This is a genomic window from Mycolicibacterium palauense, assembly GCF_002592005.1.
Classification (GTDB): Bacteria; Actinomycetota; Actinomycetes; order Mycobacteriales; family Mycobacteriaceae; genus Mycobacterium; species Mycobacterium palauense.
The window spans coordinates 1-13190 of sequence record NZ_NVQF01000121.1; the positions used below are offsets into that span (position 1 = coordinate 1).

Below are 13190 nucleotides of genomic sequence, written 5' to 3' on the forward strand. Positions count from 1 at the left end.
TTCATGGCAACCGCACCGCCGGGCGGGCCGCGACCGGTTCCGGAGCAGTCCCTGGCCCCGGAAACCGTCGTCACCGTGACACCGAGCCCGTCGGCCGACGGCTTCCCGGCCCCGCAGCCTCCCCCGCCGCCCCCGCCGGCCGAGGCTCCCGCACCCGACCGGGTGGTGACCTACACCGTCACCGGAAACCGCCAGCTCATCGATCTGGTCACCATCATCTACTCCGATGAGCAGGGCTTCCCGCGCACCGACATCAACGTCGCGCTGCCCTGGAGCAAGACCCTGACCCTCAATCCCGGGGTGCAGACGCGCTCGGTGACCGCGACCAGCCTCACCGGACAGCTCAACTGCGCCATCACCGACGGCGCCGGTGCGGTGCTCGTCGCCCAGGACAACAATTCGCCGATTGCGACCTGCTCGCAGTAGCGGGACCGCCGGCTCAGGAAAGACTTCAGGAAAGGCCCAGTGCCGCCGTCCGATCGGCGTGGGTGCGCTGTAGCCGTTCAAAGAACTGCGCCATGTGCGCCAGCCCGTCGGCACCCGAGAGCACCAGGTCGACCAGTTCGTCGTGCTCGGCCAGCACGTACTGGGCCTGGGTGATGGCCTCGCCGAGCAGCCGGCGCGACCACAGCGCCAGGCGGCTGCGCTGCATGTCGCTGGCCGCCACCGCCGCGCGGACCTCGGCGACGACGAACTGCGAATGCCCGGTCTCCGAGAGCACCCCACGCACCACAGCCGCCACCTCGTCGGGCAGCACGTCGACGATCTCCAGGTAGAAGTCGGCGGCCAACGCGTCGCCGATATAGGTCTTGACCAGCGCTTCCAGCCAGGTGCTCGGGGTGGTCAGCCGGTGGTAGTTCTCCAGCGCCGAGGCGTATCGCGACATCGTCGGGACGACGTCGACGCCGCGTGAGGTCAGCGCGTCGCGCAGCAGCTCGTAGTGGCCCATCTCGGCCGCGGCCATACTGGCCATGTTGATGCGGCCGTTGAGGTTGGGCGCCATCCGCGCCTCATCGGTCAGTCGGTAGAAGGCGGCGACCTCGCCGTAGGCCAGCAGCGCGAAGAGCTCGTTGATGCCCGGATGGTCGGCGGGCACCCGGGCGGCCGGGGCGGGCGTGCCGGCGGGTTGCGTCGAACTCATGAGGTCCTCATGAGGTCACTGTAGTGGCTGACCGGGGTCGGTTCCCGACCCGATTCCGGGCCCTCCGGAGCGGCGCATCCCGCCTGTCGGGGGCCACCAGCTACAATGGGTCACGGACGTGGTGTTTCGCCACTCCACAAGAAATGTGCGTGCACGTTGTCGGCTCGCCCGTCATCTGGTGCAGGGCCCTCGTGAATCGGCGCCATCGCAGGATCTTCGGCGATGCCCGGTCTCGATCCGATCGAACTCGTGCGCGCGTGGTGAACGCGACGAGGAAACGACTTCTCGGACCGAGACTGAAAGGCTGTAACGCAACCACATGACCGTACTCAACAAGACATTCGCCGCCCTCGGGGTGCGCGACGAGATCGTCCGCGCCCTGGCCGAAAAGGGCATCGAAACCCCCTTCGCCATCCAGGAACTGACCATGCCGCTGGCGCTGGCCGGTGACGACCTCATCGGGCAGGCCCGAACCGGGATGGGCAAGACCTATGCGTTCGGGGTGCCGATGCTGCACCGCATCACCACCGACGCCAACCGCCCCCTGGCGGGGGCCCCGCGCGGCCTGGTCGTGGTGCCGACCCGCGAACTGTGCCTGCAGGTGTACAACGACCTGTGCGGCGCCGCCAAGTACCTGACCGCCGAGGAGGGCCGCGCCCTGTCGGTGGTGTCCATCTACGGCGGACGCCCCTACGAACCGCAGATCGAGGCGTTGCGCGCCGGCGCCGACGTCGTGGTGGGCACCCCGGGCCGGCTGCTGGACCTGGCCCAGCAGGGCCACCTGCAGCTCGGCGGGCTGTCGATGCTGGTGCTCGACGAGGCCGACGAGATGCTCGACCTGGGCTTCCTGCCCGACATCGAGCGGATTCTGCGGCTGACCCCCGACGACCGGCAGTCGATGCTGTTCTCGGCGACCATGCCGGATCCGATCATCACCCTGGCCCGCACGTTCATGAACCAGCCGACGCACATCCGTGCGGAGGCACCCCATTCGGCGGCCACCCACGACTCCACCGAGCAGTTCGTCTACCGGGCCCACGCCCTGGACAAGGTCGAGCTGGTCAGCCGGGTGCTGCAGGCCGCCGGCCGCGGCGCCACCATGATCTTCACCCGCACCAAGCGCACCGCGCAGAAGGTCGCCGACGAGCTGGCCGAGCGGGGCTTCAAGGTCGGCGCGGTGCACGGTGACCTCGGCCAGATCGCCCGGGAGAAGGCGCTCAAGTCGTTCCGCACCGGCTCGGTGGACGTGCTGGTGGCCACCGACGTGGCCGCCCGCGGTATCGACATCGACGACGTCACCCACGTCATCAACTACCAGTGCCCCGACGACGAGCATGCCTACGTGCACCGCATCGGCCGTACCGGCCGCGCCGGACGCACCGGCGTGGCCATCACCCTCGTCGACTGGGACGAGCTGCCCCGCTGGACGACCATCGACAAGGCGCTGGGATTGGGCTGCCCCGACCCGGCCGAGACCTACTCCAGCTCCCCCCACATCTACGAAGAGCTCGACATCCCGGCCGACGCCGCCGGCGCCGTCGGGACCCCGCACAAATCGGAACGGCGCTCCAGCCGCCGCGACGGCGACCAGAAGAGCGGCGACCGTGACGGCGCGGGCGCCGACAAGCCGCGCAGCCGGAACCGGCAACGCCGGCGCACCCGTGGCGGGAAGGCGGCCACCGGCCACCCCGAAACCTCCGCGTCCACCGACGCGGGCGACGGCGGGCAGCAGGCCGCCAACGACACGGCCAACGGCGCGGCCAACGGTGAGGGGGGCCACTCGGCGCCGCGACGCCGTCGGCGGCGCCGCGGCAGGCCCGCGGCCGCTCAGCCGGGTGCAGACGGCACCGCCACCGCGGTGAACGCGGGGTAGAACCGGCGCTTGATGGTCAGACCCGAACGCCGGACCAAGGCCGACGTTCTCGCCGCGACGGCGATCGGTGCGGTGGTGGTGTTGGTGGCCGCCCTGATCTGGTGGACCAGCGACGCCAGGGCCACCCAGAGCCGCCCGGCCGACACCGCGGTCACCGCCGCGCCCTCGGCACGCTCGGTCCCGGGGGCGCTGACCGAGCTGTGGTCGGCGCCCAGCGCCAAGACGACGCGGCCGGTGATCGCCGGCGGGGCGGTCGTCACCGGTGACGGGCGCACCGTCGACGGCCACGACCCGGTGACCGGCCGGACCATCTGGACCTTCTCCCGCGACCGCGAGCTGTGCGGGGTGACCTGGGTGTACCAGTACGCCGTCGCGGTGTATCCCGACGTCCGGGGGTGCGGGCAGGTCAGCAGCATCGACGGCTCGACCGGCCGGCGCGGGCCCACCCGCACCGGCTACGCCGACGACCGCATCCGGCTGTCCTCCGACGGCACCACGGTGCTGGCCGCCGGGCCGACCCGGCTGGAGCTGTGGCGGTCCGACCTGGTGCGGATGATCGGCTTCGGTGAGATCGACGCCCGGGTCAAGCCCGTGAACGTCGGCCTGGGTGAGGGGTGCCGGCTGACCTCGGCGGCGGCCAGCTCCTCGCAGGTGTCGGTCTATCAGGCCTGCCCGGACAGCGCCGACCTGCGCCTGACCCTGCTGACACCGTCCGACCAGGACGACGAACCCCAGATCCGCGACGTCCCCCAGCCCGGTGTCACCCCGGATTCCGGAGCCCGGGTCCTGGCGGTGGCCGACACCACGACCGCGGTCTACGTTCCGACGCCGCGGCCGCACGTGTCGGTCATCGACGCCACCGGCACCGAGATCGGCAACATCACCTTGGCCGAGCCGCCGTCCTCGGCCGACCCGGCCGGTACCGTGACCCGGCCCGGGGACTACGTCACCTGGTGGACCGGGACCGAGGTGCTGGTGTTCTCGGCGGACAACCTCGAATACCGCTACTCCGTGGCCGCCGACGGGCCGGTGCTGCCGCTGGGACCGGCCACGCTGATGGCCGACCGCCTCCTGATCCCGGTCACCGGGGGCATCGGCGTCTACGACCCCGCCACCGGGGTACGGCAGCGGGTCATCGCGGTGGACCGTCCGACGGTGGCGACCGCGATCACCCCGGCGGTGTCCGGCACCACCGTGCTCGAACAGCGCGGGCACACCCTGGTCGCGCTGGGTCCCGAGGCGGGCTGAGCCGAAGGCGCGGCAGCGGCAGCGCTACGACAGCGCCAGGACGGGGCCGGGCGCCTAGGGCTCGGGGGTGAAGGTCGGCAGCTTCTTGCCGGACTTCCAGTGGCTGAGCAGGCTCGCCGCCAGCTCACGGTAGGCGGTCGCGCCCTTGTTCTTGCGCCCGGCGATGACCGACGACCCCGAGGCGGTGGCCTCGGCGAAGCGCACGGTCCGCGGGATCGGCGGCGCCAGTACCGGCAGGTCGTAACGGTCGACCACGTCGAAGAGCACGTCACGGCTGTGGGTGGTGCGCGAGTCGTAGAGGGTCGGCAGCGCCCCCAGCAGTGCCAGATCGGGGTTGGTGATCTGCTGGACGTCGGTGACCGTGCGCAGGAACTGGCCGACGCCACGATGGGCCAGCGTCTCGCACTGCAACGGCACGATCACCTCCGCCGCGGCGGTCAGGCCGTTCAGTGTCAACACGCCCAGCGACGGCGGACAGTCGACGATCACCACATCGAACGGGTCGGCGGCCTCCAGCTTGGCCAGCGCACGCTTGAGCGCATACTCGCGGCCCGCGCGCATCAGCAGCATCGCCTCGGCGCCGGCCAGGTCGATATTGGCCGGCATCAGGGTCATCCCCTCGTCGGTCTGCACCAGCGCCGCGCCGGGCTCGACCTCCCCGAGCAGCACCTCGTGCACCGACACCGGCAGCTTGTCGGGGTCCTGCCCCAGCGAAAACGTCAGGCACCCCTGCGGATCCAGGTCGATCAGCAGAACGCTGCGGCCCTCCTCGACCATCGCCGCGCCCAGCGACGCCACCGTCGTCGTCTTGGCGACCCCGCCCTTCTGGTTGGCCACCGCCAACACATGCGTCCCCACGCCTCCATCCTGGCATGTGGTGTTCATCTCGTCCCGTCCCGCACGCAACATCGGGCAGAATCGGGCAGCGTGAGTGTCGGCACGCATCGGCTGGTCCTGCTTCGCCACGGCGAGACCGAATGGTCCAAATCGGGGCAACACACCAGCACCACCGATCTGGATCTCACCGACAACGGCCGTGAGCAGGCCCGGTTGGCGGCGTGGACGATCGACCACCTCGGCCTGGACGACCCGATGGTCTTCAGCAGCCCCCGGCTGCGGGCGCGGGCCACCGCCGAGCTCGCCGGGCTGCAGGTGCACGAGGTCACCCCGCTGCTCTCGGAATGGAACTACGGGCAGTACGAGGGCCTGACCACCCACGAGATCCGCACCGATGTGCCGGGGTGGCTGCTGTGGACCTACGGTTGCCCCGGCGGCGAGTCCGTCGACCAGGTCAGCGTGCGTGCCGACCAGGCCGTCAGCCTCGCGCTGGACCACATGAGCGAACGCGACGTGGTGTTCGTCGGACACGGGCACTTCTCCCGCGCCGTGCTGACCCGCTGGGTCGAGCAGCCGCTGCGCGACGGCGCACGGTTCGGTTTCGGGCCCGCCTCGGTGTCGGTGTGCGGGTTCGAGTACGGGTTACGCCAGCTGAAGTCGCTGGGCCTCACCGCGCACCGCGAGCCGGCCGTGACGCCGTGACGGCCGAGCCGTCGTTCGCGCTGTCCGGTCCGACCGGCACGGTGCTCGCCCGGGGCATCGAGACGCCCTACGCCGAGGTCGCGGCCGCCGACGCGGCGCTGCGCTGCCGAGCCGCACCGGTGGTGGTGGGCGCCCTGCCGTTCGATCCGGCCGCGCCCTGCGCCCTGCACCGGCCCACCGCGGTGCGGTTCGGCGCCGATCTGCCGCGCTGGCCCCGCCACGACCCGCCGACGGTCACCGCGTCGACGACGCTGCCCCCGGTCGACGAGCACCGCGACCGCGTGGCCGCGGCCGTCGAGCGGCTGCGCAGCCCCGGCGCGGACCTGCACAAGGTGGTGCTGGCCCGGGCGTTGCGTCTGGTGGCCGAGGCACCCTTCGACGCGACGACGGTGCTGCAACGGCTGATCGACGCCGACCCGGCCGCCTACGCCTATCTGGTCGACCTGTCCCCCGCCGGGCCCGCCTACGCCGGGGAGACGCTCGTGGGGGCCAGCCCGGAGCTGCTGGTCGCCCGCCGCGGCGACCGGGTCACGTGCCGGCCGTTCGCCGGGTCGGCGGCGCGGCACGCCGATCCCGACGCCGACCGCGCCGCCGGAACCGCCCTGGCCCGGTCGGCCAAGAACCGCCACGAGCACCAGCTGGTGATCGACGTGATGGTGCAGGCGCTGGCGCCGCTGTGCACCGATCTGCGGGTGTCGCCCGAACCGACGCTGCACGCCACCGACTCGCTGTGGCATCTGAGCACCGAGATCGACGGTCGGCTGCGCGAGGGCGCCACCAGCGCACTGGATCTGGCGCGCGCGCTGCATCCGACGCCGGCCGTCGGCGGAGTGCCGACCGCGGACGCCGCGGCGCTGATCGGCGAGCTCGAGGGCGACCGCGGCTTCTACGCCGGAGCCGTCGGCTGGTGCGACGCCGACGGCGACGGGGTGTGGGTGGTGTCGATCCGGTGTGCGCGCCTGTCCGCCGACCGCCGCACCGCGCTGGCCCACTCCGGCGGCGGGATCGTCGCCGAGTCCGACCCCGCCGACGAAGTCAACGAAACCACCGCGAAATTCCGGACGATACTGACCGGGTTGGGAGTACAGCCATGACCGACGAGATCCGGCGGGCCCGGCCCGGCGACGAGGCCGAGATCACCGCCATGATCCACGAACTGGCCGAGTTCGAACAGGCGGCGGCCGAGTGCACCGTCACCGAGGAGCAGATCCGCACCGCCCTGTTCGGCGACACACCCATCGCCCACGCGCACGTGGCCGACTTCGACGGCCGGCTGGGCGCGATGGCGTTGTGGTTCGTCAACTTCTCCACCTGGGACGGCGTCGGCGGCATCTATCTGGAGGACCTGTTCGTGCGTCCGGCGTTCCGCCGCCGCGGCCTGGCCCGCCTCCTGCTGGCCACCCTGGCCCGCGAATGCGTGGACAACGGGTTCAGCCGGCTGCAGTGGGCGGTGCTCAACTGGAACACCAACGCCATCGCCCTCTACGACGGGGTCGGCGGACAACCGTTGAGCGAGTGGACCACCTACCGGGTGTCGGGCCCCGAGCTCACCGCTCTGGCGGACGCGTCGCCGCCCACTGCACCGCCGGCGGGCTGAACAGCAGGCCCAGCGTCGCCAACGCCAGCACCGCCACCCCGACGCCGTAAACCACCTGGTGCGAGCTGAAGACGTACCAGGCGACCGGCAACAACAGGATGTTGGTCGGCACGGCGATGCCGCGACCCCACCGGCGCCCGGTGATCAGGGCCCAACCGCCGACGGCCACGCCGCCGCCGATGAGCAGGAACCAGATCGCGGTGCCGTACCCGCTGACAACATGCTGGTCTGCCCCGGCCAGCGCGCGGACCAGCAGTATCACCGCCACGACCAGGCCCACGGCCCCCTCGGCGGCCACCAGGAAGCCGGCGAATCGCACGGCCGGCGGTCGCGTCACCCCAACCCGCCCGCCAGGTAGCGCACCGCGTACTCGTAGCCCAGCGGGCCGGCGCCGGCGATGACCATCTCGGCGACGGCGGAAACATACGAATGGTGCCGGAACGGCTCACGCCGGTGCACGTTGCTCAGGTGGACCTCGGCGACCGGCAGCTCGACGGCGCTGAGGGCGTCGGCGATCGCCACCGAGGTGTGGGTGAAGGCGCCCGGATTGATCACGATGCCCCGACAGTCGTCACGGGCGGCGTGGATGGCGTCGATGAGCACCCCCTCATGGTTGCTCTGCACGGCCCGCACCGAGAAGCCCAGGCCGCCGGCGACGTCGACGACCATCTGCTCGATCTGGGCCAGCGTGGTCGCCCCGTAGATCTCGGGCTGCCGGGTGCCCAGCAGGTTGAGATTGGGGCCGTTGACGAGGAGCAGGCGACGTTCGGTCACCCCCGTAACGTACCGAACGGCGCTGCCGGGGCCGCGGGCATTTCCGGCCGCCCACCCGCCGGGACCCGTGTGCGTGGGCCGGCGCGACAAGCCGACGGTGGCCCGGAGAGCTCCTCAGTAGGGTGGGACGGGTGCGGATCGTGGTGCGCAGGATGGCCGCCGCAGTGGGGCCGGCGGCGGTGGCCCCAGGAATGGCCCTGGGAATGGCTCTAGGAATGACGCTGGGGGTGCTGCCGCTGTCCCCGGCGCTCCCGGCGGCGCTGGCCGACGACACGGTGACGGTGAATCCACCACCTGCGCCCCCGGGGGATCCCGGCGACGGTTCGCTACCCGCCGGGGACGTGCTCACCGCCTTCGACGTCGCCGACCCGGCGATCGGGAACCTGGAACCGGCCCTGCTGACCGCGATCCAGAACGCCACCACCGCGGCGGCCGCCGACGGCATCACGATGACCATCAACTCCGGCTGGCGGTCCCCGCAGTTCCAGCAGCGCCTGCTCGACGACGCCGTGCAGACCTACGGCACCCTCGCGCTGGCCCGCCGGTACGTGGAGACCCCCGAAGGGTCGCGCCACGTGACCGGGCAGGCGGTCGACGTCGGCGGCGCGGGCGCCGACCAGTGGCTCATCGCCCACGGTCCGCGGTTCGGGCTGTGCCAGATCTACGCCAACGAGGTCTGGCACTTCGAGCTCGCAGCCGACCATCTGGGCAGCTGCCCACCCCTGCTGCCCGACGCGGCCGGCTGACCGCCGCCGGCTCAGCGCTGCTGACGCCGGTGCGGGCGGAGGGTGCCCGGACACCCCCGCCGGTTAGGCTCATGCCCCGTGCGCGCCGTGCTGATCGTCAACCCCAACGCCACCGGCACCACCGAAGCCGGCCGCGACCTGCTCGCCCATGCCCTGGAGAGCCGGGTGCGGCTGACGGTCGAACACACCGACCACCGCGGGCATGCCATCGAGATCGCCGAACGGGCCCGCCGCGACGGCGTCGACGTGGTGATCGTGCACGGCGGCGACGGCACGGTCAACGAGGTGGTCAACGGCCTGCTCGGCGGGCCGGGCCCGTTGCCGGTCGGTCCGGTCCCGGCCGTGGCGGTGGTCCCGGGCGGATCGGCCAACGTGTTCGCCCGCTCGCTGGGTATCCCCCCCGACCCGGTTCCGGCCACGAATCTGCTGGTGGATCTGCTCGGCGACTACCGGCGCACCGGGACCTGGCGGCGGATCGGGCTGATGGACTGCGGCGAGCGGTGGGCCGTGTTCACCGCGGGGATGGGCGTCGACGGCGAGGTGGTCGCGGCCGTGGAGGCCCGGCGACGCAAGCACAAGGGCGTCACCGCCATGCGCTACATCAGCGCCACCATTCCGACCGTGCTGCGCTCGGCGCTGCGCGAACCCACCCTGACGCTGCACCTTCCCGACCGCGACCCGGTCAGCGGCGTGCACTTCGTGTTCATCTCGAACTCCAGCCCCTGGACCTACGCCAACAAGCGGCCCGTCTGGACCAACCCGGACTGCACCTTCGAGACCGGGCTGGGGGTCTTCGCCACGACCAGCATGAGCGTGTGGCGCAATCTGGGACTGGCCCGGCGGATGCTCTCGGCCCGCGCGAACGTGAAAGCCAAGCACCTGATCCGCGCCGACGATGTCGCGTGGGTCAAGGTGGTCAGCGACACACCGATCGCCAGCCAGATCGACGGGGACTACCTGGGATTGCGCTCCGAGATGGCCTTCCGTGCCGTTCCGGACGCCCTGGGCGTGGTCGCCCCGCCGGCAAAACCTCAATTGACCTGCGATAATTAAATCGCGTGGCCCAATTGAGGGCGCAGGTGGATTCAGTGTAGTACAAACGAGTGAGGGGTCCGGAAACGGACCCGGGTAGTGACATTGCACACGTGTTAACTCAGTTCTATTGACATCTGTCCAGCCTCTGGAACGATCAGATGCAACAGCACAGAAACATTTGGTGCGCACGCGTTAACAGCCGAAGACAAACCGGTGCGCATCGCCGCGTGCCCAGATAGGAGTAATAGCAATGGATTGGCGCCACAAGGCGGTCTGTCGCGACGAGGATCCGGAACTGTTCTTCCCGGTGGGGAACAGCGGCCCGGCGCTGGCTCAGATCGCCGACGCAAAGCTTGTCTGCAACCGGTGCCCCGTCACCACCGAGTGCCTGACCTGGGCGTTGGACTCCGGCCAGGACGCCGGCGTGTGGGGCGGCATGAGCGAGGACGAACGCCGCGCCCTCAAGCGCCGCAACGCGCGGACGAAGGCACGCAGCGGGGTCTGAGCGGTAACCTGAGACACAAATTGTGGCCCCGGCAATTTTGCCGGGGCCACAATTCTTTGTCGTGCAGTTCCCGACGGATTCACGCGGATTCCCGTGGATTCCCGTGGATTCCGAGGGACTTCTCAGGGACATCAGCGACACCGACCGTCGGAACTCCGTTTCCCGGGACTACTGGGTCAGGCGCGGACGCCGACCGATCGGCACCCGCAGCACCACGTCGGTGCCACCGCCGGGTGCGTCGTGCATGCCCAGCGACCCGTCGAGTTCGGCGGACACCAGGGTCCGCACGATCTGCAGCCCGAGCCGGTCGGACTTCTCCAGGCTGAAGCCCGCCGGCAGTCCGCGGCCGTCGTCGTGGACCACCACGTCGAGCCAGCGCGCCGAGCGCTGCGCGCGAATCGTCACGGTGCCCGTCCGGGCGCCCGGCTTGGCCCCCGGCTCGAAGGCATGCTCGATGGCGTTCTGCACCAGCTCGGTGACGACCATGATCAGCGCGGTGGAGCGATCGGCGTCGAGCACCCCCAGCGCCCCGACCCGGTTGATCCTGATCGGGCTGCCGACGGAGGCGACGTCGTTCATCATCGGCAGGATCCGGTCGATGACCTCGTCGAGGTTGACCTCCTCGTCGACCGACATCGAGAGCGCGTCGTGCACCAGCGCGATCGACGACACCCGGCGCACCGACTCGATCAGCGCCTCGCGCCCCTCGGCGTTGGTGGTCCGGCGGGCCTGCAGCCGCAGCAGCGCCGCCACGGTCTGCAGGTTGTTCTTGACCCGGTGATGGATCTCCCGGATGGTGGCGTCCTTGGACAGCAGCGCGCGGTCGCGCCGCTTGATCTCGGTCACGTCGCGGATCAGCACGGCGGCCCCGGCCGCCCGGCCGTGGAGGGCCAGTGGCAGGGTGCGCAGCAGGACCGTCGCGCCACCCGCGTCGACCTCCATGCGCATGCTGGCACCGCCGGCCAACGAATCCCGGACGTGTTCGGCGAGCTCCTCGGCCTCGAACGGGTCCGAGATCAGCGGCCGGGTCAACGCCACGAGGTTGTGGCCCTCCAGCTCGGAGGTGAGCCCCATGCGGTGGTAGGCCGACAGCGCATTCGGACTGGCGAACACCACCGCGCCGCTGCCGTCGAGCCGAACGAACCCGTCACCCACCCGCGGGCTGGACCGCGACATCGCGATGTCACCCACGTTGGGGAAGGTGCCCTCGGCGAGCATCTGCACCAGGTCATGGGCGCATTTGAGGTAGGCCACCTCCAGAGGGCTGGACTGGCGCATCTCCGCGGAGGCGGTCTGATGGGTCAGCACCGCGACCACCTGGTCGGCGTGGCGCACGGGTACCGCCTCGACGTCCAGACCACGGCGGCGGATACCCAGTCCCCCGCCCTGCCCGTCCTGGCGACCGATCGCGCCGGTGCGGAACGCCGCGGCCACCAGCGGAAGCTCCTCGGGGCCGGCGAGGGTGCCGACGGCGTCGGTGAGCAACACCGTGTGGGCGGTGTTGGGCCGGCACTGGGCCACACACACCAGCGCTCCGTCGTCGCGGCGCACCCACATCAGATAGTCGGCGAAGGACAGATCGGCCAGCAGCTGCCATTCACCGACCACGGCGTGCAGGTGATCGACCGCCTCGCCCGGCAGGACGGTGTGCTCGGCCAGCAGATCACCGAGCGTCGACATGGGTTCCTAGGTGATCACGGCGATGAGGTGGCCCGCCTGGATGACGTCGCCGACGGCCACGTTGACCTTCGTCACGGTGCCGCCGTACTCGGCCAGCACCGGGATCTCCATCTTCATCGACTCCAACAGCACCAGGGTGTCACCCTCACCGATCTGATCGCCCTCGCGGACCACCACTTCCAGCACGCTGGCTACGATCTCCGCGCGAACGTCCTCGGCCATGTTCACCCCACTTGCTCCGCACTGATCAAACTGCCGCTCTATCGAACCACACCGCGAGCCGAGCGCGCCCACGCGTGTGCCCGGGACCGCCGCGGTGCCCGCCGGGCAGTGGTCAGAGCACCCTTCGCGGCGTGAGACACTGGAACCAAGCATCATCACAGTCATCAGGAGGTACCCATGGCCAAGCGAGGCCGGAAGAAGCGCGACCGCAAGCACAGCAAGGCCAACCACGGCAAGCGGCCCAACAGCTGAGGCACGCGCCACGCAGACACCGACCGCCCGGTCTCCGCAAGGGAGCCGGGCGGTCTGTCGTGTCGGGGAAACTCGTGTCGGGGAAACGTCTCGGGGAAATCAGCCCCGGATGATGGTGGTGCGGCTGATCTCCAGGCGCAGCCGTTGCCGCAGGCCCTCGGGGGCCTTGTCGCCGCTGCACTTGACCGCGATGAGCTGTTTGATCCGCTCCTCGACGCCGTAGTACCGCAGACAGGTCGGGCAGGCGTCGAGGTGGGCGCGCAGCTTCTCGCGCGTCTCCGCGGTGCACTCACCGTCGAGCAGGGTCCACACCTCGGCGATGACCGACGCGCACTCGGGATGTTCGGGGTCGACCGGGCCGACCGGGGGGCGCCAGTGCTCCTCGGGCTCGTTGCTCATGACGACACCTCCTCGGGCTCGTCGAGCTCGCCGCGCAGGAAGCCGCGGTCCTTGGCCACGTCGCGCAGCAGCTCGCGCAGCTGACGCCGGCCGCGATGCAGCCGCGACATCACCGTCCCGATCGGGGTGTCCATGATCTCGGCGATCTCCTTGTACGGAAAACCCTCCACATCGGCGTA

Annotated in this window: 17 protein-coding genes and 1 pseudogene; 10 read left to right on the top strand and 8 right to left on the bottom strand. The window is 70.8% G+C overall.

Features of this window, described 5'->3' with window-relative positions:
* Positions 1 to 426: pseudogene (locus CSR00_RS30375) on the top strand (hypothetical protein); the annotation flags it as partial.
* A 25-nt stretch (positions 427 to 451) separates the two neighbouring features.
* On the opposite strand, the gene CSR00_RS27550 reads toward CSR00_RS30375, so the two are convergent.
* Positions 452 to 1141, bottom strand: coding sequence for a ferritin-like fold-containing protein (locus tag CSR00_RS27550; protein WP_099025569.1), 690 nt, complete (start codon positions 1139 to 1141; stop codon positions 452 to 454).
* Between the two features lie 319 nt (positions 1142 to 1460).
* On the opposite strand from CSR00_RS27550, the gene CSR00_RS27555 reads away from it, so the two are divergent.
* Together CSR00_RS27555 and CSR00_RS27560 are read left to right on the top strand one after the other, a co-directional pair.
* Positions 1461 to 3014 (top strand): DEAD/DEAH box helicase, encoded by a 1554-nt coding sequence (locus tag CSR00_RS27555; RefSeq protein WP_099025570.1) that lies wholly within the window; start codon positions 1461 to 1463, stop codon positions 3012 to 3014.
* Positions 3015 to 3026: 12 nt separating this feature from the next.
* Positions 3027 to 4262, top strand: a complete 1236-nt coding sequence (locus CSR00_RS27560) for an Rv3212 family protein (RefSeq protein ID WP_099025571.1) — start codon at positions 3027 to 3029, stop codon at positions 4260 to 4262.
* 54 nt (positions 4263 to 4316) lie between these two features.
* Here CSR00_RS27560 and CSR00_RS27565 read toward each other — a convergent pair whose 3' ends face one another.
* A complete protein-coding gene (locus tag CSR00_RS27565; RefSeq protein ID WP_099025572.1) occupies positions 4317 to 5147 on the bottom strand; it encodes a ParA family protein in 831 nt (276 codons plus the stop codon).
* A 42-nt stretch (positions 5148 to 5189) separates the two neighbouring features.
* On the opposite strand from CSR00_RS27565, the gene CSR00_RS27570 reads away from it, so the two are divergent.
* Genes CSR00_RS27570 through CSR00_RS27580 form a run of 3 tightly spaced genes read left to right on the top strand, consistent with a single transcriptional unit; the run spans position 5190 to position 7398 of the window.
* Positions 5190 to 5801, top strand: a complete 612-nt coding sequence (locus CSR00_RS27570) for an acid phosphatase (protein WP_099025573.1) — start codon at positions 5190 to 5192, stop codon at positions 5799 to 5801.
* On the top strand, positions 5798 to 6895 hold the full coding sequence (locus CSR00_RS27575; RefSeq protein ID WP_099025574.1) for an isochorismate synthase: 1098 nt from the start codon (positions 5798 to 5800) through the stop codon (positions 6893 to 6895). Before CSR00_RS27570 ends, CSR00_RS27575 begins: the two co-directional genes overlap by 4 nt.
* Positions 6892 to 7398, top strand: coding sequence for a GNAT family N-acetyltransferase (locus tag CSR00_RS27580; protein WP_099025575.1), 507 nt, complete (start codon positions 6892 to 6894; stop codon positions 7396 to 7398). The genes CSR00_RS27575 and CSR00_RS27580 overlap by 4 nt, the downstream gene beginning before the upstream one ends.
* Here the strand turns inward: CSR00_RS27580 and CSR00_RS27585 are convergent.
* Positions 7349 to 7735 carry a hypothetical protein gene (locus CSR00_RS27585; RefSeq protein WP_099025576.1) on the bottom strand — a complete coding sequence of 129 codons (387 nt, stop codon included), beginning with the start codon at positions 7733 to 7735 and terminating at the stop codon, positions 7349 to 7351. The two genes, CSR00_RS27580 and CSR00_RS27585, sit on opposite strands and share 50 nt — an antisense overlap.
* Positions 7732 to 8172 (bottom strand): type II 3-dehydroquinate dehydratase, encoded by a 441-nt coding sequence (gene aroQ, locus CSR00_RS27590; RefSeq protein ID WP_099025577.1) that lies wholly within the window; start codon positions 8170 to 8172, stop codon positions 7732 to 7734. Before aroQ ends, CSR00_RS27585 begins: the two co-directional genes overlap by 4 nt.
* A gap of 203 nt (positions 8173 to 8375) precedes the next feature.
* Between aroQ and CSR00_RS27595 the strand changes: the two genes are divergently transcribed.
* From CSR00_RS27595 to whiB1, 3 genes are all read left to right on the top strand, one after another.
* On the top strand, positions 8376 to 8918 hold the full coding sequence (locus CSR00_RS27595) for a M15 family metallopeptidase (protein WP_099025581.1): 543 nt from the start codon (positions 8376 to 8378) through the stop codon (positions 8916 to 8918).
* A 78-nt stretch (positions 8919 to 8996) separates the two neighbouring features.
* Entirely contained in the window at positions 8997 to 9971 is a 975-nt protein-coding gene (locus tag CSR00_RS27600; protein ID WP_099025578.1) for a diacylglycerol/lipid kinase family protein, read from the top strand.
* A gap of 232 nt (positions 9972 to 10203) precedes the next feature.
* Entirely contained in the window at positions 10204 to 10458 is a 255-nt protein-coding gene (gene whiB1, locus CSR00_RS27605) for a transcriptional regulator WhiB1 (RefSeq protein WP_015305418.1), read from the top strand.
* 168 nt (positions 10459 to 10626) lie between these two features.
* Here whiB1 and CSR00_RS27610 read toward each other — a convergent pair whose 3' ends face one another.
* Complete coding sequence (locus CSR00_RS27610; protein WP_099025579.1) at positions 10627 to 12138, bottom strand: two-component system sensor histidine kinase PdtaS; 1512 nt, start codon at positions 12136 to 12138, stop codon at positions 10627 to 10629.
* Between the two features lie 6 nt (positions 12139 to 12144).
* Positions 12145 to 12360, bottom strand: coding sequence for a biotin/lipoyl-binding carrier protein (locus CSR00_RS27615; RefSeq protein WP_099025582.1), 216 nt, complete (start codon positions 12358 to 12360; stop codon positions 12145 to 12147).
* A 177-nt stretch (positions 12361 to 12537) separates the two neighbouring features.
* Here CSR00_RS27615 and CSR00_RS31875 point away from each other — a divergent pair, with 177 nt between their 5' ends.
* Positions 12538 to 12612, top strand: a complete 75-nt coding sequence (locus CSR00_RS31875; RefSeq protein ID WP_085976515.1) for a 50S ribosomal protein bL37 — start codon at positions 12538 to 12540, stop codon at positions 12610 to 12612.
* 99 nt (positions 12613 to 12711) lie between these two features.
* Here CSR00_RS31875 and rsrA read toward each other — a convergent pair whose 3' ends face one another.
* Positions 12712 to 13011: a mycothiol system anti-sigma-R factor gene (gene rsrA, locus CSR00_RS27625; protein WP_099025580.1), complete on the bottom strand. Its 300-nt coding sequence runs from the start codon at positions 13009 to 13011 to the stop codon at positions 12712 to 12714.
* On the bottom strand, positions 13008 to 13190 hold a 183-nt coding region (locus tag CSR00_RS27630; protein ID WP_281259765.1), incomplete at its 5' end, for a sigma factor-like helix-turn-helix DNA-binding protein. The genes rsrA and CSR00_RS27630, both read right to left, overlap by 4 nt.

What these genes read in the sequence shown, in the direction of transcription:
- CSR00_RS27550 (WP_099025569.1), bottom strand. Translation starts at nt 1,141, where the DNA reads ATGAGTTCGACGCAACCCGCCGGCACGCCCGCCCCGGCCGCCCGGGTG.
- CSR00_RS27555 (WP_099025570.1), top strand. Translation starts at nt 1,461, where the DNA reads ATGACCGTACTCAACAAGACATTCGCCGCCCTCGGGGTGCGCGACGAG.
- CSR00_RS27560 (WP_099025571.1), top strand. Translation starts at nt 3,027, where the DNA reads ATGGTCAGACCCGAACGCCGGACCAAGGCCGACGTTCTCGCCGCGACG.
- CSR00_RS27565 (WP_099025572.1), bottom strand. Translation starts at nt 5,147, where the DNA reads ATGAACACCACATGCCAGGATGGAGGCGTGGGGACGCATGTGTTGGCG.
- CSR00_RS27580 (WP_099025575.1), top strand. Translation starts at nt 6,892, where the DNA reads ATGACCGACGAGATCCGGCGGGCCCGGCCCGGCGACGAGGCCGAGATC.
- CSR00_RS27595 (WP_099025581.1), top strand. Translation starts at nt 8,376, where the DNA reads ATGGCTCTAGGAATGACGCTGGGGGTGCTGCCGCTGTCCCCGGCGCTC.
- whiB1 (WP_015305418.1), top strand. Translation starts at nt 10,204, where the DNA reads ATGGATTGGCGCCACAAGGCGGTCTGTCGCGACGAGGATCCGGAACTG.
- CSR00_RS27610 (WP_099025579.1), bottom strand. Translation starts at nt 12,138, where the DNA reads ATGTCGACGCTCGGTGATCTGCTGGCCGAGCACACCGTCCTGCCGGGC.
- CSR00_RS27615 (WP_099025582.1), bottom strand. Translation starts at nt 12,360, where the DNA reads ATGGCCGAGGACGTTCGCGCGGAGATCGTAGCCAGCGTGCTGGAAGTG.
- rsrA (WP_099025580.1), bottom strand. Translation starts at nt 13,011, where the DNA reads ATGAGCAACGAGCCCGAGGAGCACTGGCGCCCCCCGGTCGGCCCGGTC.